The 18,447-nt window shown below is 71.4% G+C and carries 19 protein-coding genes; 14 read left to right on the top strand and 5 right to left on the bottom strand.

What is annotated here, in order from left to right; translation table 11 throughout:
- The first annotated feature begins 11 nt into the window (after window positions 1-11).
- Window positions 12-932: a hypothetical protein gene (locus ACFY1T_RS29505; protein ID WP_390790839.1), complete on the top strand. Its 921-nt coding sequence runs from the start codon at window positions 12-14 to the stop codon at window positions 930-932.
- A gap of 42 nt (window positions 933-974) precedes the next feature.
- Here ACFY1T_RS29505 and ACFY1T_RS29510 read toward each other — a convergent pair whose 3' ends face one another.
- A complete protein-coding gene (locus ACFY1T_RS29510) occupies window positions 975-1,430 on the bottom strand; it encodes a DUF3093 domain-containing protein (protein ID WP_390790840.1) in 456 nt (151 codons plus the stop codon).
- Window positions 1,431-1,488: 58 nt separating this feature from the next.
- Here ACFY1T_RS29510 and ACFY1T_RS29515 point away from each other — a divergent pair, with 58 nt between their 5' ends.
- From ACFY1T_RS29515 to ACFY1T_RS29545, 7 genes are all read left to right on the top strand, one after another.
- A complete protein-coding gene (locus ACFY1T_RS29515; RefSeq protein WP_229336093.1) occupies window positions 1,489-2,073 on the top strand; it encodes a PaaI family thioesterase in 585 nt (194 codons plus the stop codon).
- Window positions 2,073-2,609 (top strand): dUTP diphosphatase, encoded by a 537-nt coding sequence (gene dut, locus ACFY1T_RS29520; RefSeq protein WP_030859505.1) that lies wholly within the window; start codon window positions 2,073-2,075, stop codon window positions 2,607-2,609. The genes ACFY1T_RS29515 and dut overlap by 1 nt, the downstream gene beginning before the upstream one ends.
- A 1-nt stretch (window position 2,610) precedes the next feature.
- Window positions 2,611-3,390 (top strand): DUF3710 domain-containing protein, encoded by a 780-nt coding sequence (locus ACFY1T_RS29525; protein WP_030859504.1) that lies wholly within the window; start codon window positions 2,611-2,613, stop codon window positions 3,388-3,390.
- Between the two features lie 163 nt (window positions 3,391-3,553).
- Complete coding sequence (locus ACFY1T_RS29530; RefSeq protein ID WP_390790841.1) at window positions 3,554-6,178, top strand: ATP-binding protein; 2,625 nt, start codon at window positions 3,554-3,556, stop codon at window positions 6,176-6,178.
- Window positions 6,175-6,861, top strand: coding sequence for a response regulator (locus tag ACFY1T_RS29535; protein ID WP_030859501.1), 687 nt, complete (start codon window positions 6,175-6,177; stop codon window positions 6,859-6,861). The genes ACFY1T_RS29530 and ACFY1T_RS29535 overlap by 4 nt, the downstream gene beginning before the upstream one ends.
- 24 nt (window positions 6,862-6,885) lie before the next feature.
- The gene (locus ACFY1T_RS29540; protein WP_078860160.1) at window positions 6,886-7,305 is read left to right on the top strand and encodes an OB-fold nucleic acid binding domain-containing protein; all 420 of its coding nucleotides are present in this window, start codon (window positions 6,886-6,888) and stop codon (window positions 7,303-7,305) included.
- Between the two features lie 3 nt (window positions 7,306-7,308).
- Window positions 7,309-8,043 (top strand): DUF3159 domain-containing protein, encoded by a 735-nt coding sequence (locus ACFY1T_RS29545; protein WP_390790842.1) that lies wholly within the window; start codon window positions 7,309-7,311, stop codon window positions 8,041-8,043.
- 86 nt (window positions 8,044-8,129) lie between these two features.
- Here ACFY1T_RS29545 and ACFY1T_RS29550 read toward each other — a convergent pair whose 3' ends face one another.
- Complete coding sequence (locus tag ACFY1T_RS29550; RefSeq protein ID WP_030859497.1) at window positions 8,130-8,792, bottom strand: TrkA family potassium uptake protein; 663 nt, start codon at window positions 8,790-8,792, stop codon at window positions 8,130-8,132.
- Window positions 8,789-9,457: a TrkA family potassium uptake protein gene (locus ACFY1T_RS29555; RefSeq protein ID WP_030154367.1), complete on the bottom strand. Its 669-nt coding sequence runs from the start codon at window positions 9,455-9,457 to the stop codon at window positions 8,789-8,791. The genes ACFY1T_RS29550 and ACFY1T_RS29555 overlap by 4 nt, the downstream gene beginning before the upstream one ends.
- A gap of 209 nt (window positions 9,458-9,666) precedes the next feature.
- On the opposite strand from ACFY1T_RS29555, the gene ACFY1T_RS29560 reads away from it, so the two are divergent.
- Window positions 9,667-11,715: an APC family permease gene (locus tag ACFY1T_RS29560; RefSeq protein ID WP_390790843.1), complete on the top strand. Its 2,049-nt coding sequence runs from the start codon at window positions 9,667-9,669 to the stop codon at window positions 11,713-11,715.
- A gap of 97 nt (window positions 11,716-11,812) precedes the next feature.
- Window positions 11,813-13,144, top strand: a complete 1,332-nt coding sequence (locus ACFY1T_RS29565) for a class I SAM-dependent RNA methyltransferase (protein WP_390790844.1) — start codon at window positions 11,813-11,815, stop codon at window positions 13,142-13,144.
- Between the two features lie 65 nt (window positions 13,145-13,209).
- On the opposite strand, the gene ACFY1T_RS29570 is transcribed toward ACFY1T_RS29565, so the two are convergent.
- Complete coding sequence (locus tag ACFY1T_RS29570; protein WP_390790845.1) at window positions 13,210-14,130, bottom strand: ScbA/BarX family gamma-butyrolactone biosynthesis protein; 921 nt, start codon at window positions 14,128-14,130, stop codon at window positions 13,210-13,212.
- Between the two features lie 124 nt (window positions 14,131-14,254).
- Here ACFY1T_RS29570 and ACFY1T_RS29575 point away from each other — a divergent pair, with 124 nt between their 5' ends.
- The 4 genes from ACFY1T_RS29575 (at window position 14,255) to ACFY1T_RS29590 (ending at window position 17,837) form a co-directional block, all read left to right on the top strand.
- Entirely contained in the window at window positions 14,255-14,917 is a 663-nt protein-coding gene (locus ACFY1T_RS29575) for a ScbR family autoregulator-binding transcription factor (protein WP_390790846.1), read from the top strand.
- Window positions 14,917-15,867: an NAD-dependent epimerase/dehydratase family protein gene (locus tag ACFY1T_RS29580; RefSeq protein WP_390790847.1), complete on the top strand. Its 951-nt coding sequence runs from the start codon at window positions 14,917-14,919 to the stop codon at window positions 15,865-15,867. Before ACFY1T_RS29575 ends, ACFY1T_RS29580 begins: the two co-directional genes overlap by 1 nt.
- A gap of 122 nt (window positions 15,868-15,989) precedes the next feature.
- A complete protein-coding gene (locus tag ACFY1T_RS29585) occupies window positions 15,990-16,619 on the top strand; it encodes a TetR family transcriptional regulator (RefSeq protein ID WP_390790848.1) in 630 nt (209 codons plus the stop codon).
- Between the two features lie 123 nt (window positions 16,620-16,742).
- Entirely contained in the window at window positions 16,743-17,837 is a 1,095-nt protein-coding gene (locus ACFY1T_RS29590; RefSeq protein WP_390790849.1) for an IS701 family transposase, read from the top strand.
- A gap of 22 nt (window positions 17,838-17,859) precedes the next feature.
- Here the strand turns inward: ACFY1T_RS29590 and ACFY1T_RS29595 are convergent, their stop codons facing one another.
- Window positions 17,860-18,165: a hypothetical protein gene (locus ACFY1T_RS29595; protein WP_390790850.1), complete on the bottom strand. Its 306-nt coding sequence runs from the start codon at window positions 18,163-18,165 to the stop codon at window positions 17,860-17,862.
- Window positions 18,166-18,447 lie beyond the last annotated feature (282 nt).

An 18,447-nucleotide genomic window follows, 5' to 3' on the forward strand; every position in this document is an offset into this window, starting at 1 on the left:
AGGCGTCGGCCGTGACCGGCTCGACACCATTTCGGAAGCGACGCTTCCGAAAAGCTGGTGATCCGGCGGAGGCGCAAGAGGCGGTTACGGGCCCGGAAACGGGCCCCGCAGCCTCCGGCGTACCCGCCGTGTCGTCCGGCACCGCCGCGGCGGTGCCGTCGGCCGCAGAGTCCGACGAGGGAGCCCGGCACAGGCCCGGGGCTCGTCGGCTGCAAGCCGTCAAGAACGGTGTGCGCAAGGGCGGCGAACATGCCAGGGCCGTCGTCCTGCACATCACGGACCGCGTCATCGAGAACGCACCGCGCGTTCCGGTTCGGGACCTCGCGACCCTGCGCGCGCAGTTCCCGGGCCTCGGTCCCGATCAGCTTGCCGACAAGCTGATCGCGGGCGCCGCGTACGGCACCTCCACGGTCGGCGCGGGCGTCGGAGCGGCGGCCATGCTGCCGGTGCCGCCCGCGATGCCCGCAGAACTGGCCGCGGAGATCACCGGGGTCGCCGCCATCGAGCTGAAGCTCGTCGCGGAGCTCCACGAGGTGTACGGCCAGCGGCCGGCCGGCAACATCAAGGAACGCAGCCTCGCCTACCTGACCGCGTGGACGGAGGAGCGCGGGGTGGACCTGACCAAGCCGACGACGCTGAACATCGCGCTCGGCGGTCAGATGAAGCGCGAACTGCGCCAACAGATCATGAAGCGGACCTTCCGCAACCTGCCGAACCTGCTGCCGTTCATGGTGGGCGCCACCGTCGGCGCGGTCATGAACCACCGCGACACCCGCAAACTCGCCGAGAAGGTCCGTGCCGACCTGCGGAGCCGGGCCGTGGCCTGGGACGCCCTGCCCCAGCTCCCGCCCCTTGAGCAGCCCTCCCAGCCCCTTCCCGAGGCCACCAGGGCCGCACTCGAAGGTCCGACCGGGGACTGGCCGCCCGCCTGAACGCCCGCCGGGCCTCCGCCCGCCCCCCCCGGCCCCCCCGGATCAGCCCCTGGCCGCCCGGATCGCCTCGACCAGCGCCTGCGGCTCGCGGGTGGAGACGTACGCGTACGGGGTCGGGTCCTGCGGGTCGGTGATCGGGACGCGCACCGCCGTCGGGACGTAGCTGCGCAGCAGCATGAAGGCGCGCGTGTCCGCCTTGTACGTGCGCCAGGCGCGCGCCTCCTGCGCGTCCAGCACCTCGGGCTCGCCCAGGGCCGCCACCGGGATCCGCGCCTCACCGGCCGCCAGCGCACCGTTCACCACGCGCACGCGCGCGGAGCCGTACGAACTCACCAGCAGTCCCGCCAGCGCCGTCCCCCCGACCAGCCCGGCCAGCAGCGGCAGCGTGCCCAGCGGCAGCAGCATCAGCGCGCACGCGAGGCCGATGAGCACGGCGATGGCCCACCAGGAGCGGGGGGCGGTCAGACGTTCGTCGTGGTGCGCGGGGGAGAGCTGCATACGGCCAAGCCTGCCACGAGGCGACCGGCGGGTAGCGGCGCGGGTAAGGTCTGCGCCTGTGAGTGGACGAAACACAGCGTTGACGCCTCCGGCCGATGCCGCCGCACCGGTCCGGCACCCCGACGCACCGGCACCCGGCGAGCTGCTCGGCGCGCACTACGGGCACTGCTTCGGCTGCGGCGAGGGCCAGCCCCACGGACTCCACCTGGAGGCCCGTGCCGGGGAGGGCGTCCGCGTCAGCGCCGAGTTCACCGTCAAGCCCGCGCACCAGGGCGCCCCCGGCCTCGCCCACGGCGGCGTGCTCGCCACCGCGCTCGACGAGACGCTGGGCTCCCTGAACTGGCTGCTGCGCGTCATCGCGGTGACGGGACGGCTGGAGACGGACTTCGTGCGGCCCGTGCCCGTGGGCACCGTGCTGTACCTGGAGGCCGAGGTCACCGCCGTCGCCGGACGCAAGATCTACTCCACCGCGATCGGCCGGATAGGCGGGCCCGAGGGCCCGGTCGCCGTGCGCGCCGACGCGCTCTTCATCGAGGTGAAGGTCGACCACTTCATCGACAACGGTCGGCCCGAGGAGATCCGGGCGGCGATGTCCGACCCGGACCAGGTCAGGCGCACGCGCGCCTTCGAGGTGAACCCCTGATGTCTGAGAACAACCACGCCCCGGTCGACGTGCTCATCAAGCGTGTCGACCCCGAGGTGCCCCTGCCCGCCTACGGCCACCCCGGCGACGCCGGCTGCGATCTGGTGACCACCGAGGCGGCCGTGCTGGAGCCCGGGGAGCGCACCGTACTGCCCACGGGGGTGTCCATCGCCCTGCCCGACGGGTACGCGGCGTTCGTGCACCCGCGCTCGGGCCTGGCCGCTCGCTGCGGGCTCGCGCTCGTGAATGCCCCGGGGACGGTGGATGCCGGGTACCGTGGGGAGATCAAGGTGATCGTGGTCAATCTCGACCCGCGCGAGAGCGTCCGGTTCGAGCGCTTCGACCGCATTGCCCAGCTGGTTGTCCAGAGGGTCGAGAAGGTGCGCTTCCACGAGGTGGCGGAACTTCCCGGCTCGGCGCGGGCCGAGGGGGGTTTCGGCTCCACCGGCGGTCATGCGGCCGTGGCCGGATCCGGCGCTGGTCAGCAGGGTGGGAATGGCTACGCTTCGGTCGTATCCGACCGGGAAGGACAGTGACGTGTTCGGACGTCGCAAGAAGAACGACTCCGCCAAGGACGGCGGCGCGGCCGAGCAGGTCGTGGACGGCGTGGCTGCCGATGAGCAGGACGGCGGCGAGGAGCTCGACTCCGCGCCCCGCAGGGTGAATCTGCCGCCGGCCCCGCGGCCCGACGGCCCGTGGGACGTCTCCGAGGTGCCCGGTGCACCCGAGGAGGGTCGCGTCGACCTGGGCGGCATTCTCGTACCGGGTGTCGAGGGCATGGAGCTGCGCGTCGAGGTCGCCGGTGACGCGATCGTCGCCGCGACGGTCGTCCTCGGCGACAGCGCCGTACAGCTGCAGGCCTTCGCGGCGCCCAAGAAGGAAGGCATCTGGGGCGAGGTCCGCGAGGAGATCGCCACGGGCATCACCCAGCAGGGCGGCATCATCGACGAGGTCGAGGGTCCGCTGGGCTGGGAGCTGCGCGCCCAGGTGCCCGTACCGATGCCCGACGGCCAGACCGGAGCCCAGCTGGTCCGCTTCGTCGGCGTCGACGGCCCGCGCTGGTTCCTGCGCGGCGTCATCTCCGGCCAGGGCGCGGTGCGCCCCGAGTCGGCGGGCGTGCTGGAGCAGATCTTCCGCGAGACCGTCATCGTGCGCGGCGACGGCCCGATGGCTCCGCGCGACCCGATCGTGCTGAAGCTGCCGAACGACGCCCAGATGGTGCCGGACGGCGTGCAGACCGAGGACCAGGAGGGCTCCCGCTTCTCCGGCGGCATGGGCCAGCTGGAGCAGGGTCCGACGATCACCGAGGTCCGCTGACCGATCCCGACCGACCGGTTCCGGCCGCGGGCCGTACTCCTTCGGGGGTACGGCCCGCTGTCGTACCCGCCGGTCACGGCCCCGGGTGTCAGGAATCCGTCAGGGATGGGCGGACGGGCCCCGAAAGTGCGTGATCGGCGCAAACGTCCCCGAGAATGGGCGCATGGGACGCGGCAAGCTACGGATCTACCTCGGCGCGGCGCCCGGTGTCGGCAAGACGTACGCGATGCTGTCCGAGGCCCATCGCCGGGTGGAGCGGGGGAGCGACTGCGTCGTCGGCTTCGTCGAGCACCACGGGCGGCCGCGTACCGAGGTGATGCTGCACGGGCTGGAACAGGTCCCGCGCAAGGAGCTCTCGTACCGGGGCGCCGGCTTCACCGAGATGGACGTGGACGCCGTGCTGGCGCGCCGGCCGGCGATCGCGCTCGTGGACGAGCTCGCGCACACCAACGTGCCCGGCTCGCGCAACGCCAAGCGCTGGCAGGACGTGGAGGAGCTGCTGCGGGCGGGCATCGACGTCGTGTCCACCGTGAACATCCAGCACCTGGAGTCGCTCGGCGACGTGGTGGAGTCCATCACCGGGGTGCGGCAGCGGGAGACCGTGCCGGACGAGGTGGTGCGGCGGGCCGACCAGATCGAACTCGTCGACATGTCCCCGCAGGCGCTGCGCCGGCGGATGGCGCACGGGAACATCTACCAGTCCGACAAGGTCGACGCGGCCCTGTCCAACTACTTCCGGCCCGGGAACCTCACCGCCCTGCGCGAGCTCGCGCTGCTGTGGGTGGCCGACCGCGCCGACGAGTACCTCCAGCAGTACCGGGGCGAGCACGGCATCCGCTCCACCTGGCAGGCCCGCGAGCGGATCGTCGTCGGGCTCACGGGCGGGCCCGAGGGCCGCACGCTCATCCGCCGCGCCTCGCGGATGGCCGCGAAGGGCTCCGGCAGCGAGATCCTCGCCGTCTACATCGCCCGCAGCGACGGGCTGACGGCGGCCTCGCCGAAGGAGCTCGCGGTCCAGCGGACGCTGGTCGAAGACCTGGGCGGAACGTTTCACCATGTGATCGGCGACGACGTCCCCGACGCGCTGCTCGAATTCGCCCGCGGGGTCAACGCCACCCAGATCGTGCTCGGCTCCAGCCGCCGCAAGGCCTGGCAGTACGTCTTCGGCCCCGGCGTCGGCGTCACCGTGGCCCGCGACTCGGGACCCGACCTCGACGTGCACATCGTCACGCACGAGGAGGTCGCCCGGGGCCGCGGACTGCCCGTGGTCCGCTCGGCCGCCCGGCTCGGCCGGCCCCGGATCATCGCCGGCTGGATCGTCGGGATCCTCCTCCCCGCCCTGCTGGCCGTCCTGCTCACGCACGTGCACGCAGACCCGGGCCTCGCCAACGAGATGCTGCTGTTCCTCTCGCTGACCGTGGCCGCCGCCCTGCTCGGCGGGCTCTGGCCGGCGCTGGCCTCGGCCGCCTTCGGCTCGCTGCTGCTGAACTACTTCTTCGCCCCGCCCGTCCACCGGCTCACCGTCTCCGACCCGAAGAACATCGTGGCCATCGCCGTCTTCTTCGGGGTGGCGGTCTCCGTGGCCTCCGTGGTGGACCTGGCCGCCCGCCGCACCCACCAGGCCGCCCGGCTGCGCGCCGAGTCCGAGATCCTCTCCTTCCTGGCCGGCAGCGTGCTGCGCGGCGAGACCACGCTGGACGCGCTGCTGGAGCGGGTGCGCGAGACCTTCGCCATGGAGTCCGTGGCGCTGCTGGAGCGCGCGAGCGACGTCGAGCCCTGGAAACGGGCCGGCAGCGTCGGCCCGCGCCCGGTCGGCCGCCCCGAGGAAGCCGATGCGGACATGCCGATCGGGGACCACATGGCGCTGGCCCTGTCCGGCCGGGTGCTGCCCGCCGAGGACCGCCGCGTGCTCGGCGCCTTCGCCGCCCAGGCCGCGGTGGTCCTGGACCGGCAGCGGCTGGTCGGGGAGGCGGAGGAGGCCCGCCGGCTCGCCGAGGGCAACCGGATCCGGACGGCGCTGCTGGCCGCCGTCAGCCACGACCTCCGTACGCCGCTGGCCTCCATCAAGGCCTCCGTGTCCTCCCTGCGCTCCGACGACGTGGACTGGTCCGAGGAGGACCGGGCCGAGCTCCTCGAGGGCATCGAGGACGGCGCCGACCGGCTCGACCACCTGGTGGGCAACCTGCTCGACATGTCCCGGCTGCAGACCGGCACGGTGACCCCGCTGATCCGGGAGATCGACCTCGACGAGGTGGTCCCGATGGCGCTGGGCGGCGTACCGGAGGACAGCGTGGTGCTGGACGTACCCGAGACGCTGCCGATGGTGGCGGTGGATCCCGGGCTGCTGGAGCGGACCGTGGCCAACGTGGTGGAGAACGCCGTCAAGTACAGCCCGGCCGGCGAGCGGGTGCTGGTGCGGGCGAGCCACCTGGGCGACCGGGTCGAGGTCCGGGTCGTGGACCGCGGGCCCGGCGTGCCCGACGAGGCCAAGGACCGGATCTTCGCCCCCTTCCAGCGGCACGGGGACGCCCCGCGCGGCACCGGGGTCGGCCTCGGCCTCGCGGTGGCCCGCGGCTTCGCCGAGGCCATGGACGGCACCCTGGCCGCCGAGGACACCCCCGGCGGCGGACTGACCATGGTGCTCACCCTGCGCGCCGCGACGCGCGACAGTGGACAGTGCCTCCCCGCGGGCGCCGGTCCCGCGGGCGTCGGCCACGCGGACGCCGGCGCCGACGGCACCGAACGCATCGATCTCGACCCCATACGACAGAAAGCAGGACCTCAATGACCCGGGTGCTCGTGGTGGACGACGAGCCGCAGATCGTCCGAGCCCTCGTGATCAATCTGAAGGCGCGCAAGTACGAGGTCGACGCCGCGGCGGACGGGGCCCAGGCCCTGGAGCTCGCCGCGGCCCGCCACCCCGACGTGGTCGTCCTCGACCTGGGCCTGCCCGACATGGACGGCGTCGAGGTGATCAAGGGCCTGCGCGGCTGGACCCGGGTGCCGATCCTGGTCCTCTCGGCCCGGCACAGCTCCGACGAGAAGGTCGAAGCCCTGGACGCCGGGGCCGACGACTACGTCACCAAGCCCTTCGGCATGGACGAGCTGCTGGCCCGGCTGCGCGCCGCCGTCCGCAGGGCCGAGCCGGGCACGGGCTCCGGCGAGGACGAGGTGATCGTGGAGACCGAGGGCTTCACGGTGGACCTGGCCGCCAAGAAGGCCGTGCGCGAGGGGCGCGACGTACGGCTGACGCCCACCGAGTGGCACCTGCTGGAGGTGCTGGTCCGCAACGGGGGCAAGCTGGTGAGCCAGAAGCAGCTCCTCCAGGAGGTGTGGGGGCCCTCGTACGGCACCGAGACCAACTACCTGCGGGTCTACATGGCCCAGCTGCGGCGCAAGCTGGAGGCCGACCCTTCGCATCCGCGGCACTTCATCACGGAACCGGGCATGGGATACCGCTTCGAGAGGTAGTGCGGGCGCCGGTACGCTTCCTGTATGAGTGCTGAACCGCGTCCCGAGAAGTCCGTCAAGCCGGTCAGGCCGGCGGGCCGGTTCCGGCGGATGATTGAGCGGCTGTCCACCTCGCAGGAGGAGCTGCATTCGGCGGAACTGCAGGAGGACGCAGAAGCCGCGGGGTGCACGCGGATCTGCGACTCCCACGACCGCCAGATAGTCAAGGTGACGGGCACCCTGCGTACCGTCACCCTCCGGCCGCGCGCCGGGGTGCCCGCCCTGGAGGCGGAGCTCTTCGACGGCTCGGCGGCGCTGGACGTGGTCTGGCTCGGGCGTCGCTCGATCGTGGGAATCGAACCGGGCCGGCGCATGATCGCCTCCGGGCGGATCGCGATGAGCCACGGCCGCCGGGTCCTCTTCAACCCGAAGTACGAACTCCGACCGCTCGGACAGGAGCAGTAGCCGGTGACGTCACTCGACAAACCGATCACCCCGGATCCCTCGGGCGAACCCACCGCGGACCAGAAGGCCGTGACGCAGGCGGCGCTCTTCGACGCGTTCGGAGGCGTGCGGGGCACCGTGGAGACGATGCTCCCCGGGCTGCTCTTCGTGATGATCTACACGGTCAACAAGGACGTGAAGATGTCCGCGATCGCGGCGGGCGCGGTCGCCGTCCTGCTCGTGATCGTGCGACTGCTGCGCAAGGACACCGTCAAGCACGCGTTCAGCGGGGTCTTCGGCGTGGGCGTCGGCGTGGCCTTCGCCCTGTTCACCGGCACCGCCAAGGGCTTCTACCTGCCCGGCATGATCTACGGCGCCGGTCTGGGCGTGGCCTTCACGCTGTCCGCGCTGGTCGGGTTCCCGCTGCTGGGCGTCATCCTGGGGCCGGTGTTCAAGGAGAACCTGTCCTGGCGCACGCGCAACCCGGGGCGCAAGAAGGCGTACACCAAGGCCAGTCTGGCCTGGGGGCTCATCTTCCTGGCGAAGTACGCCATCCTCTTCCCGCTGTACTGGTGGGGCGACGCGACGCAGCTGGGCTGGGTGCTGATCGCGCTGAAGCTGCCGCCGATGGTGCTCGCGGTGTACTTCACGTGGGTCTTCCTGGCGAAGGCGCCGCCGCCGATCGACGTGATCGCCGAGTGGGAGGCCGAGGAGGCCGCGGAGAAGGCCGGCAAGACCCGGGCCAAGCACGCCAAGTGACACCGAGCACGCCAAGAGACGCAGTGCCCACGTGAAGGGGGGCGGGCAGCCGACCGGCTGCCCGCCCCCCTTCACGTGCACGTCCGTCAGTGACGGGCCTGGAGGAGGTCCTCCAGCTGCTCCTCACGGGCCTGCGCGGCCACGAAGAGCAGTTCGTCGCCCGGCTCCAGGGTCTCCTCGCCGTGCGGGGTGAGGACCCGGTTGCCGCGGATGATCGTGACCAGCGAGGTGTCCTCGGGCCAGGTGATCTCGCTGATCTGGGTGCCGGCGACCGAGGAGTCGGCGGGCAGGGTCAGCTCGACGAGGTTGGCGTCGCCGTGGCTGAAGCGGAGCAGCCGTACGAGGTCGCCGACGCTGACGGCCTCCTCGACCAGGGCCGACATCAGACGCGGCGTGGAGACCGCGACGTCGACGCCCCAGGACTCGTTGAAGAGCCACTCGTTCTTCGGGTTGTTGACCCGCGCCACGACCCGGGGGACCCCGTACTCGGTCTTGGCCAGCAGGGAGACGACCAGGTTGACCTTGTCGTCGCCGGTGGCGGCGATGACGACGTTGCAGCGCTGCAGCGCGGCCTCGTCGAGCGAGGTGATCTCGCAGGCGTCGGCCAGCAGCCACTCGGCCTGCGGCACGCGCTCCACGGAGATGGCGGTCGGAGCCTTGTCGACGAGGAGCACCTCGTGCCCGTTCTCCAGCAGCTCGCCCGCGATGGAACGGCCCACCGCGCCGGCTCCGGCGATCGCGACCCTCATGCGTGTGCCTCCTCGGGGCCTTCGGCGAAGGACGCCTCGACCTTGTCGATCTCGTCCGTACGCATCATCACGTGGACGAGGTCGCCCTCCTGCAGCACCGTCTGGGAGGTCGGCAGCATGGCCTCGCCCAGCCGGGTGAGGAACGCCACGCGGACTCCGGTCTCCTCCTGCAGCTTGCTGACCTTGTGACCGATCCAGGCGGCGGAGGTGTGCACCTCGGCGAGCTGGACCCCGCCGCTCGGGTCGCGCCACAGCGGCTCGGCCCCCGACGGCAGCAGCCGGCGCAGCATCTGGTCGGCGGTCCACCGCACGGTCGCGACGGTGGGGATGCCCAGGCGCTGGTAGACCTCGGCGCGCTTGGGGTCGTAGATGCGTGCGGCGACGTTCTCGACACCGAACATCTCGCGCGCCACGCGGGCGGCGATGATGTTGGAATTGTCACCACTGCTGACGGCTGCGAAGGCGCCCGCTTCCTCGATCCCGGCTTCGCGCAGCGTGTCCTGGTCGAAGCCGACCCCGGTGACGCGGCGCCCGCCGAATCCGGCTCCCAGCCGGCGGAATGCGGTGGGGTCCTGGTCGACGACAGCGACCGTATGCCCCTGCTGTTCCAAGGTCTGCGCGAGGGCGGAGCCCACTCTTCCGCAGCCCATAATGACGATGTGCACGGCCGTCCTTCCGGCTGTCAGCGCTCGCTGGTTCCCAGCCTCATTGCATGCTCTGGCTTCACAGGGTCTCAGACCATGGCCCAAGCTACACACGGGCGGTCCCCCATGTGACCTTTGCGGCGCGCGCGGGGTCTCAATGCGGGTGTCATTGCCCTGTAATACGGGCGGGGGGTTCGTCAGGCCGATTTCGAACGCTTACGATCCTCTGCGTGTCCAAACTGACCGACGTGCCCAAACGGATCCTGATCGGCCGGGCGCTACGCAGCGACCGCCTCGGGGAAACTCTCCTCCCCAAGCGGATCGCCCTTCCCGTGTTCGCTTCCGACCCCCTCTCCTCGGTGGCATATGCCCCTGGCGAGGTCCTGCTGGTCCTGTCGATCGCGGGCGTGTCGGCGTACCACTTCAGCCCCTGGATCGCCCTCGCGGTCGTCGTGCTGATGTTCACCGTGGTCGCCTCGTACCGCCAGAACGTCCACGCGTACCCCAGCGGCGGCGGCGACTACGAGGTCGCCAACACCAATCTCGGGCCGAAGGCCGGACTCACCGTCGCGAGCGCACTGCTCGTCGACTACGTCCTGACCGTCGCCGTGTCGATCTCCTCCGGGGTCGAGAATCTCGGCTCCGCCGTCGATTTCGTCATCGAGCACAAGGTGCTCTCCGCGGTGATCATGATTCTGCTGCTCACGCTGATGAATCTGCGCGGCGTGAAGGAATCCGGGAAGCTCTTCGCCATTCCGACGTACGTGTTCGTCGGAGCCGTCTTCGTCATGATCGCCTGGGGCGCCTGGCGCGGTCTGGTCGCCGGCGACACCATGCAGGCCCCGACGGCCCACCTGGAGATCAAGGCGGAACACCAGGGGCTGGCCGGCTTCGCGCTGGTCTTCCTGCTGCTGCGGGCCTTCTCCTCCGGATGCGCCGCCCTGACCGGCGTCGAGGCGATCAGCAACGGCGTCCCCGCCTTCCGCAAGCCCAAGAGCAAGAACGCCGCCTCCACCCTCGCCCTCATGGGCGCCCTCGCGGTCACCATGTTCTGCGGGATCATCGGCCTGGCCATGGCCACCGACGTGAAGATGGCCGAGGCGCCCGCGACCAACCTCCTGGACAACGGAGTCCCCGTCGGCCCCGAGTTCGTCCAGCACCCGGTGATCTCCCAGGTGGCCGAGGCCGTCTTCGGCAACGGCAGCTTCCCGTTCATCGTGCTGGCGACCGCCACCGCGCTCGTGCTGTTCCTGGCCGCGAACACCGCGTACAACGGCTTCCCGCTGCTCGGCTCGATCCTCGCGCAGGACCGCTACCTGCCGCGCCAGCTGCACACCCGCGGTGACCGGCTCGCCTTCTCGAACGGCATCGTGCTGCTCGCGGGCGCGGCCATCCTGCTCGTGTGGATCTACGACGCCGACTCGACCAAGCTGATCCAGCTCTACATCGTCGGCGTGTTCGTCTCCTTCACGCTGAGCCAGATCGGCATGGTCCGGCACTGGAACCGCCACCTGCGGACCGAGAAGGACCAGGCCGCGCGGCGCCGGATGCACCGCTCCCGGGCGATCAACACCTTCGGCGCGATCTTCACGGGCCTGGTGCTCGTGGTCGTCCTGGCCACCAAGTTCACGCACGGCGCCTGGGTCGCCCTGCTGGGCATGGTGATCTTCTACGGCACGATGTCCGCGATCCGCAAGCACTACGACCGGGTCGCCACCGAGATCGCCGCCGCCGAGGGCCCCAGTGACGACAGCGTGCGGCCCTCCCGGGTCCACTCCATCGTCCTGGTCTCCAAGGTGCACAAGCCCACGCTGCGCGCCCTGGCCTTCGCCAAGCTGACCCGCTCGGACACCCTGGAAGCGCTCAGCATCAGCGTCGATCCGGTCGAGACGAAGGCGCTGAAGGAGGAGTGGGAGCGGCGCGGGATCAACGTACCGCTCAAGATCCTCGACTCCCCGTACCGCGAGATCACCCGCCCGGTGGTCGAGTACGTCAAGGGCCTGCGCAGCGAGAACCCGCGCGATGCCGTCAGCGTGTACATCCCGGAGTACGTCGTCGGCCGCTGGTACGAACACCTGCTGCACAACCAGAGCGCGCTGCGGCTCAAGGGCCGCCTGCTGTTCACCCCCGGCGTGATGGTCACCTCGGTGCCGTACCAGCTGGAGTCCTCGGAGCTCGCGAAGAGGCGGGCGAAGAAGCGGCAGGAGTGGAACGCCCCGGGCGCGGTGCGCCGCGGACCGGTGGACACCCCGCGCCCGAAGGACCGCGCGGGCAAGTAGCGCCGCGGCCGGTGTGGCGAACGGCCGGACGAGATCCACGTAAACTGGTGGGTCGGTCGTCCGGCCGTTCCCATTTATGTTTTGGAGTCTCCCCACCATGACCGAGCAGAACGAGAAGCAGTCCTTGGTCGGGGAGGAGTACGAGGTCGAGGTCGGCCCCGTCGCGCACGGCGGCCACTGCATCGCCCGCACCGCCGACGGCCGCGTCCTCTTCGTCCGCCACACCCTGCCCGGCGAGAAGGTCGTCGCGCGCGTGACGGAGGGCGAGTCGGACTCCCGCTTCCTGCGGGCCGACGCGATCACCGTCCTCGACGCCTCCAAGGACCGGGTCGAGGCCCCGTGCCCGTACGCCGGCCCCGGCAAGTGCGGCGGCTGCGACTGGCAGCACGCCAAGCCGGGCGCGCAGCGCCGGCTCAAGGGCGAGGTCGTCGCCGAGCAGCTGCTGCGGCTCGCCGGGCTCACCCCGGAGGAGGCCGGCTGGGACGGCACGGTCATGCCGGCCGAGGGCGACAAGCTGCCGGCCGGTCAGGTCCCGCAGTGGCGCACCCGCGTCCAGTTCGCGATCGACGAGGACGGCAACGCGGGCCTGCGCAAGCACCGCTCGCACGACATCGAGCCGGTCGACCACTGCATGATCGCGGCGCCGGGCGTCAGCGAGCTGGGCATCGAGAAGCAGGACTGGCCCCAGATGGCCACGGTCGAGGCGATCGCCGCGACCGGCTCCCAGGACCGCCAGGTCGTCCTGACCCCGCGCCCGGGCGGCCGCCTCCCGCTGGTCGAGCTCGACAAGCCGGTCTCGGTCCTGCGGGTCGAGGAGAAGGACGGCGGGGTCCACCGGGTCCACGGCCGCCCCTTCGTCCGGGAGCGCGCGGACGGCCGTACGTACCGCGTCGGCATGGGCGGCTTCTGGCAGGTCCACCCGCAGGCCGCGGACACCCTGATCAAGGCCGTCATGCAGGGCCTGATGCCGCGCAAGGGCGAGATGGCCCTCGACCTCTACTGCGGCGTCGGCATCTTCGCGGGCGCCCTCGCCGAACGCCTGGGCGAGACGGGCGCGGTGCTCGGCATCGAGTCCACGAAGCGCGCGGTCGAGGACGCCCGGCACAACCTGGCGGACTTCCCCCGGGTCCGCATCGAGCAGGGCAAGGTCGAGTCGGTCCTCCCGAAGACCGGGATCACCGAGTGCGACCTCGTCGTCCTGGACCCGCCGCGCGCGGGCGCGGGCAAGCAGACGGTCCGCCACATCGCGGGCCTGAACGCCCGCCGCATCGCGTACGTGGCCTGCGACCCGGCGGCCCTGGCCCGCGACCTCGGCTACTTCAAGGAAGCCGGCTACAAGCCCCGCACCCTCCGCGTCTTCGACCTCTTCCCGATGACGCACCACGTGGAGTGCGTGGCGATCCTGGAGCCGATCCGCGACGACGCCTGAGGCGTTGGTGGGCGAGCCGCCTCCGTGTGTCCGGGTCGCGGTCCGGCGCGGGGGCGGCTTTTTGGTCAGGGGCGGGGGGCGTCCGTGAGCTTTACGTCGGAGCTGAAGATGAGGGCGCCGTTCTGGTGCGCGTGGACGCGCAGGGCGTCCGGGGCGATCGGCTCGGCGTGGAAGCGGCAGGGCGAGTCGAACTCGGCGTAGCGGGTGAAGACCGTGTCCATGGCCACGGGTACGACCGCGCGCGGTGAGTTCATCGCCTGCGCCGCCTGCCGTACCGCTTCGATCAGCAGCATGCCGGGGACGTGGTCCACGGGGTGGTCGAACAGGATGGGATGGGCGGTGTCGGTGCGCAGCTCCCAGACGTCGGAGCGGTCGGTGGGGGAGAGGACGACGTCCTCGGCGCTCTCGCGGCCGACCCGGTGGGGGGCCATCGGCCGGGCCGGCGGGAGGGCGGCCGCGTTGGCCGCGGCGATGTCGGCGTACGGGCCGCGCAGGCGCCGGTAGACGGCGGGGTCCTGGATGGTGAAGCGGGTCCGCGCGGTGCCCAGGAGGAGGCCGTCGCGCAGGGCTTCCACCTCCATGGCGATCGATGCGGCGCGGTTCCTGCGGTATGTGACCTCGTGGCAGTGGATCCGCAGCTCGATCTCGGCGTCCGACCCGTCCGCCCGCAGCGCGGCGGGGGCGAGCTCCCAGGCGAAGGTCTGCCAGAGCAACTGGTGGCCCAGGGGCACCTCGTAGGCGGCGTGCGAGAGGAAGGGCAGCGTCTGGCGGATCGTTTCGCTCAGCAGGAGCGGGTCGTGCATCCCCTTCCGGCCGCGGTAGAAGCCGTGGGTGGCGGGCCAGCGCGCGGTTATCGTGTAGGCGTCGGCGCCCGTCTGCCACCACGTGGCGAGAAGCACCTCCCCCGGGTTCGATTTGTGCGTGTACGCCTGGGGCACGGTGAGGGGCAGCGGACGGTCGAGCATGGCGGTCATGTGCGGCGGCATGTCAAAGCTTCCCTGGTCAGGCTGCAAGTATGCGGCGGGATGGCTAACATAAAGGGCGTTCTGTTTATTTGTCGACCGAGTTGAGGATCAAGCCTTCATGGCACGTGTGCGGCAGGAGCGGGCGGTGAGCACGCGAGAGATGATCTTGCGCGCGGCCGCGCAGGTGTTCGACGAGTGCGGGTACTCCGGCGCGGGGATCAACAGCATCCTCGAGCGGGCGGGCACCACCGCGGGAGCGCTCTACTTCCACTTCAAGTCCAAGGAGGGCCTGGCCCGCGCGGTGGTCCTGGAGCAGGCGGCCGATGTCGCCTTCCCCGACGGCGAGGCCGGACTCCAGCAGCTGCTGGACATGACCATGTACCTGGCGACCGAGTTGCAGAGCAACGTGTTGCTGCGCGCCGGGGTCAAGCTCGCCGTCGAGCAGGGCGAGTCCGGGCTGCGGGAGTTCGCCGTCTACGAGTACTGGGTCGACCAGTTCGCCGCGGAGCTGCGCACCGCGCGCGAGATGGGCCAGCTGCTTCCGGAGGTGGACGAGGGGCAGTTCGCCCGCGTCCTCGTGGCCTCGTTCACCGGTACCCAGGTCATGTCCAAGATCTCCACCGGGCACGCGGACCTGCCCGAGCAGATCGCCCTGATGTGGCGCTACCTGCTGCGGGCCATCGCCACGCCGAAGGCGCTCGGCGAGCTGGTCATCGTCCGGGAGGGGGCCGGTGGGACCAAGGAGGCCGACGGGGCCAAGGAGGCCGACGGGGCCGATGCAGCCGATGCGGCCGCGGAGTCCGCGTGATGCCGTACCGGATCCTGCTGACCGGAGCGACCGGCTTCGTCGGCGCCGCGGTCCTGCGCGCCCTGCAGGGTGAACGCGGCGTCCTCGTACGGGCGCTGACGCGCGACCCGGCGCGCCGGGGTCCGCAGTCCCCGGCTACGGAGTGGATCGCCGCGGACCTCGCGGACCCGGACTCCCTCCACGGGCTGGCCGAGGGCGCCGACGCCGTGGTCCACCTCGCGTCGCGCATCGACGGGAGCGACGCCGAGTGCGAGACCGTCAACGTCCACGGCGCGCGGGCGCTGATGCGGGAGGCGCGGCGTGCGGGTGCCGGGCGCGTCGTCCACCTTTCCACCTCTGCGGTCTACGGCCCCGGCCCGCACGACGGGGTCGCAGTGGACGAGGTCGTCCCCGCGCCGGTGTCGCCGGCCAGCCGGACCCGGCTCGCCGGTGAGGCGTACGCCCTCGCGGCCGGCGGCATCGTCCTGCGGCCCGGCCTGATCCAGGGAGCCGGCGACCGGTGGGTGGTCCCGGCGCTCGCCGAACTCCGGCGCCGGGTACCCGCCCGGTGGGGGGAGGCGCCCGCGCGGCTCTCCGTCGTCGACGTCAACGACCTGGCCCGGCTGATCGCAGGGCTGGCGGCCGGACCCCGGGCCGTGGCCTCCGGCATCTACCACGCGGCCCATCCGGAGCCGGTGCCCAGCGCGGAACTGCTGGCAGAGCTGGTGGCGTTGGACGTACTGCCGCCCGTATCCGAGGAGTGGACCTGGGAGCGGTGCCTGAGCCGACTGCGCGAGACTCCGGGAAGGATGAGCGAGCGTCAGTTCGCCCTGCTCGCCACCGACCACTGGTACCGCAGCGAGGAGATCTGGCGGCTCGCGCAGTGCCCCGCGGGACCCGGTCCGCTGGCCCGGCTCGCCGACTGCGCCGCCTGGTACCGGGCTCATCTCGCCGCCGTCGCGCAGGTGTAGCGCCGAAAGCGGTGCGGGCTCAGGCCGGTATCGGTCCCGTCGGTACCGAGATACTGCCAAAGTCTTCACGAAATCCCGGTTTTCCTTCCACCCGCAACGGTCCCGCAGGTAGCTTCCGAACTGTGGCAAGGCAAGACAGGGCTGAGCTGACGCGGCGTGCCCTCATTGCCGCGGCCTCGGCGGAATTCGACAAGCACGGCTATGCGGGCACTTCGCTGTCCCGCGTCAGCAGCGCGGCCGGGGTCTCCATGGGTGCGCTGACGTTCCACTTCGGCGCCAAGGACGAACTCGCGGCCGTGGTGCAGGCCTGGGGCGCGGCCATGACGAACGCGGCGCTGCAGGACATCCGCGAGCAGCGCGTTCCTCCGCTGCAGGCGGCGATCGACCTGACGCACACGCTGGCGAGGCTGCTGGAGGAGGAGGCCGGCGTCCGGGCGGCCGCCCGCCTGGCCCGAGACGGAGCGAGCACCTCCGAGGACTGGAACGCGGTGTGGATCCCCACCCTCCGGCAGCTCCTCGCCCGGGCCGCGGCCGAAGGGACGCTCGGGGCCGACCCGAAGGACTTCGAGGCCCTGGTCTCGCTGCTCGTCGCAGGGGTGGAGGCCGCGGCGCACACGCACCCGTCGGTCCGTGAGGCCTCGCTCCGCCACGGTCTGCGGCAGCAGCTCACCCTGGCCTGGCAGGTGTTGGCCGGCATGTACCGGGTCGCGAGGCCGGGCGAACCGGAGCTCCTGCCCGCCGGCACTTCCTGAGACGAGCCCCCGACGGGGTTCGCAGTCACCGGTTTCCCCTCCGCGGGGCTCCCTCCCTCCAAAACATAGAGAGCGTTCTGTATTATTGGAGGGTCAGCTACGGACCAGCTCACAGGGGGAACCATGTCCGTGCTCCACACCGAAGCCCGGCACACCCGAACGACCGCCCCGGCGCAAGAGGTGATCGAGGCCCTCTGCGCGGAGCTGTTCTCCTCCTTCCGCAGAGCCGACCACCACGTCAAGGGCGAGCAGTACCTGCGGGGCCTGCTCACCGCCTCCGGACGCAAGTCCATCCAGAACATCGCGCGTTCCCTCGGTGACGAGAGCGCCGCCCAGCGGCTCCACCACTTCATCTGCAACGCGCCGTGGAACTGGAAGCCCGTCAGGCGGGCGCTGGCGCAGCACCTGACGGACCGTGCGCAGCCCGAGGCCTGGGTCGTCCGCCGCATGCTCATCCCCAAGACGGGAACCAGCTCGGTCGGTGTGCACCGGCGTTTCGTGCCCGAGAGCGGCCGGGTGGAGAGCGGTCAGCAGGCGCACGGTCTGTGGTACGCCGGGCGGGAGCTGAACACCCCGATCGACTGGAGCCTGAGCCCGGGTACCGGAAGGCCCGCACCGCATTCCAGGCCAGGCCGGCACCCCGTCACGCAGCAGCTGGACGAAAGCGCCCCGCTGCCGGAGCTGCCCGCGGCGCCCCTGGTCTGGGACGGTCCCGTGCGCGACGTGGCGGGGCTGCTGCGCCTGCTGCCCGTGGAGCGGATGCACGCGGTGGTGCGGCTCTCGCCCGATGCGGCGTTCCGGCCGTTCACGCCCTCGGGGCGGTTCAGCGAGACGCTCACGCTGCCGGCCGAACGCATCCTGGCCGCCCGCCAGGCTCCTTGGCTGTCCGAAGCGGAACCCGCTCCCGGCGTGCGGACCGCCACCGCGCGCGTGGCACTGCCGTCGGCGGCCGGTGCGGAGCGGGGGTTGACGCTCTTCGCCCAGTGGCGCAAGGAGCAGCCCGACGCGGCGGAGTTCTGGGTCACCACGATGCCGTGCGCGGTCCCCGCCGAGCTGCACCGGCTGACCGCCTTGGCCCGGTCGGTCGAACACGACAGCGTGCGTACCGGTGCCAAGGTCGGGCTGCGCGATTTCGAGGGGCGGTCCTACGAGGGGTGGCACCGCCACATGACGCTCGCCTCGGCGGCGTACGCGGCGCTGATGCTCGGGAACGCCTGAGCGTCCCGGAGCCGGGTGGGTCTCAGTCCTCCCGCGCAATCTCATGAGGGGGAGTCAGGATGCACTGCACGTACAGGGATTCCGCCGCGGTCCTCGCGTCTTCGTACGGGCCGGTCGCATGCGCCGCGCCCTTCACGACGGCGATCCAGCCCCCTTCCCGCTCCTGGCGCACTCTTCCGAGGTGCGTCCCGTCGTAGGCGACGACTTGGATCACCCGCGAGGGCGGACAGAGGGGCGCGAGGGCGAGACCTTCGGCATGCGCGATGCCGGCCAGGGCGGCTTCCTCCAGGAACTTGAGTTTCGCCCGGTAGACGATCCGCTCGGCCAATTCGACGATCCTGGACAACTGGGGGACCTTTCGGCGAAGACCCACAGGCGCGCCACCGGACGAACCGGGGCCCCGCACACGTGATGCGGGGCCCGGATTCTTCGTGTCAGGTGGACATTTCAGAGCCTAGTCACGGGTGAGCTTCTTGTAGGTGGCGCGGTGCGGACGGGCCGCGTCCGCACCAAGGCGCTCGATCTTGTTCTTCTCGTAGGACTCGAAGTTGCCTTCGAACCAGTACCACTTGGACTCGCCTTCGTAGGCGAGGATGTGGGTGGCGACCCG

The sequence above is a fragment of the Streptomyces sp. NPDC001194 genome (assembly GCF_042896985.1).
In the GTDB taxonomy this organism is placed as follows: Bacteria; Actinomycetota; Actinomycetes; order Streptomycetales; family Streptomycetaceae; genus Streptomyces.

Bases quoted from the DNA above. Each gene is read 5' to 3' on its own strand.
- ACFY1T_RS29550 (WP_030859497.1), bottom strand. From the start codon at position 8,792: ATGAGGGTCGCGATCGCCGGAGCCGGCGCGGTGGGCCGTTCCATCGCG.
- dut (WP_030859505.1), top strand. From the start codon at position 2,073: ATGTCTGAGAACAACCACGCCCCGGTCGACGTGCTCATCAAGCGTGTC.
- ACFY1T_RS29565 (WP_390790844.1), top strand. From the start codon at position 11,813: ATGACCGAGCAGAACGAGAAGCAGTCCTTGGTCGGGGAGGAGTACGAG.
- ACFY1T_RS29530 (WP_390790841.1), top strand. From the start codon at position 3,554: ATGGGACGCGGCAAGCTACGGATCTACCTCGGCGCGGCGCCCGGTGTC.
- ACFY1T_RS29510 (WP_390790840.1), bottom strand. From the start codon at position 1,430: ATGCAGCTCTCCCCCGCGCACCACGACGAACGTCTGACCGCCCCCCGC.
- ACFY1T_RS29540 (WP_078860160.1), top strand. From the start codon at position 6,886: ATGAGTGCTGAACCGCGTCCCGAGAAGTCCGTCAAGCCGGTCAGGCCG.
- ACFY1T_RS29535 (WP_030859501.1), top strand. From the start codon at position 6,175: ATGACCCGGGTGCTCGTGGTGGACGACGAGCCGCAGATCGTCCGAGCC.
- ACFY1T_RS29570 (WP_390790845.1), bottom strand. From the start codon at position 14,130: ATGCCGCCGCACATGACCGCCATGCTCGACCGTCCGCTGCCCCTCACC.
- ACFY1T_RS29580 (WP_390790847.1), top strand. From the start codon at position 14,917: ATGCCGTACCGGATCCTGCTGACCGGAGCGACCGGCTTCGTCGGCGCC.
- ACFY1T_RS29590 (WP_390790849.1), top strand. From the start codon at position 16,743: ATGTCCGTGCTCCACACCGAAGCCCGGCACACCCGAACGACCGCCCCG.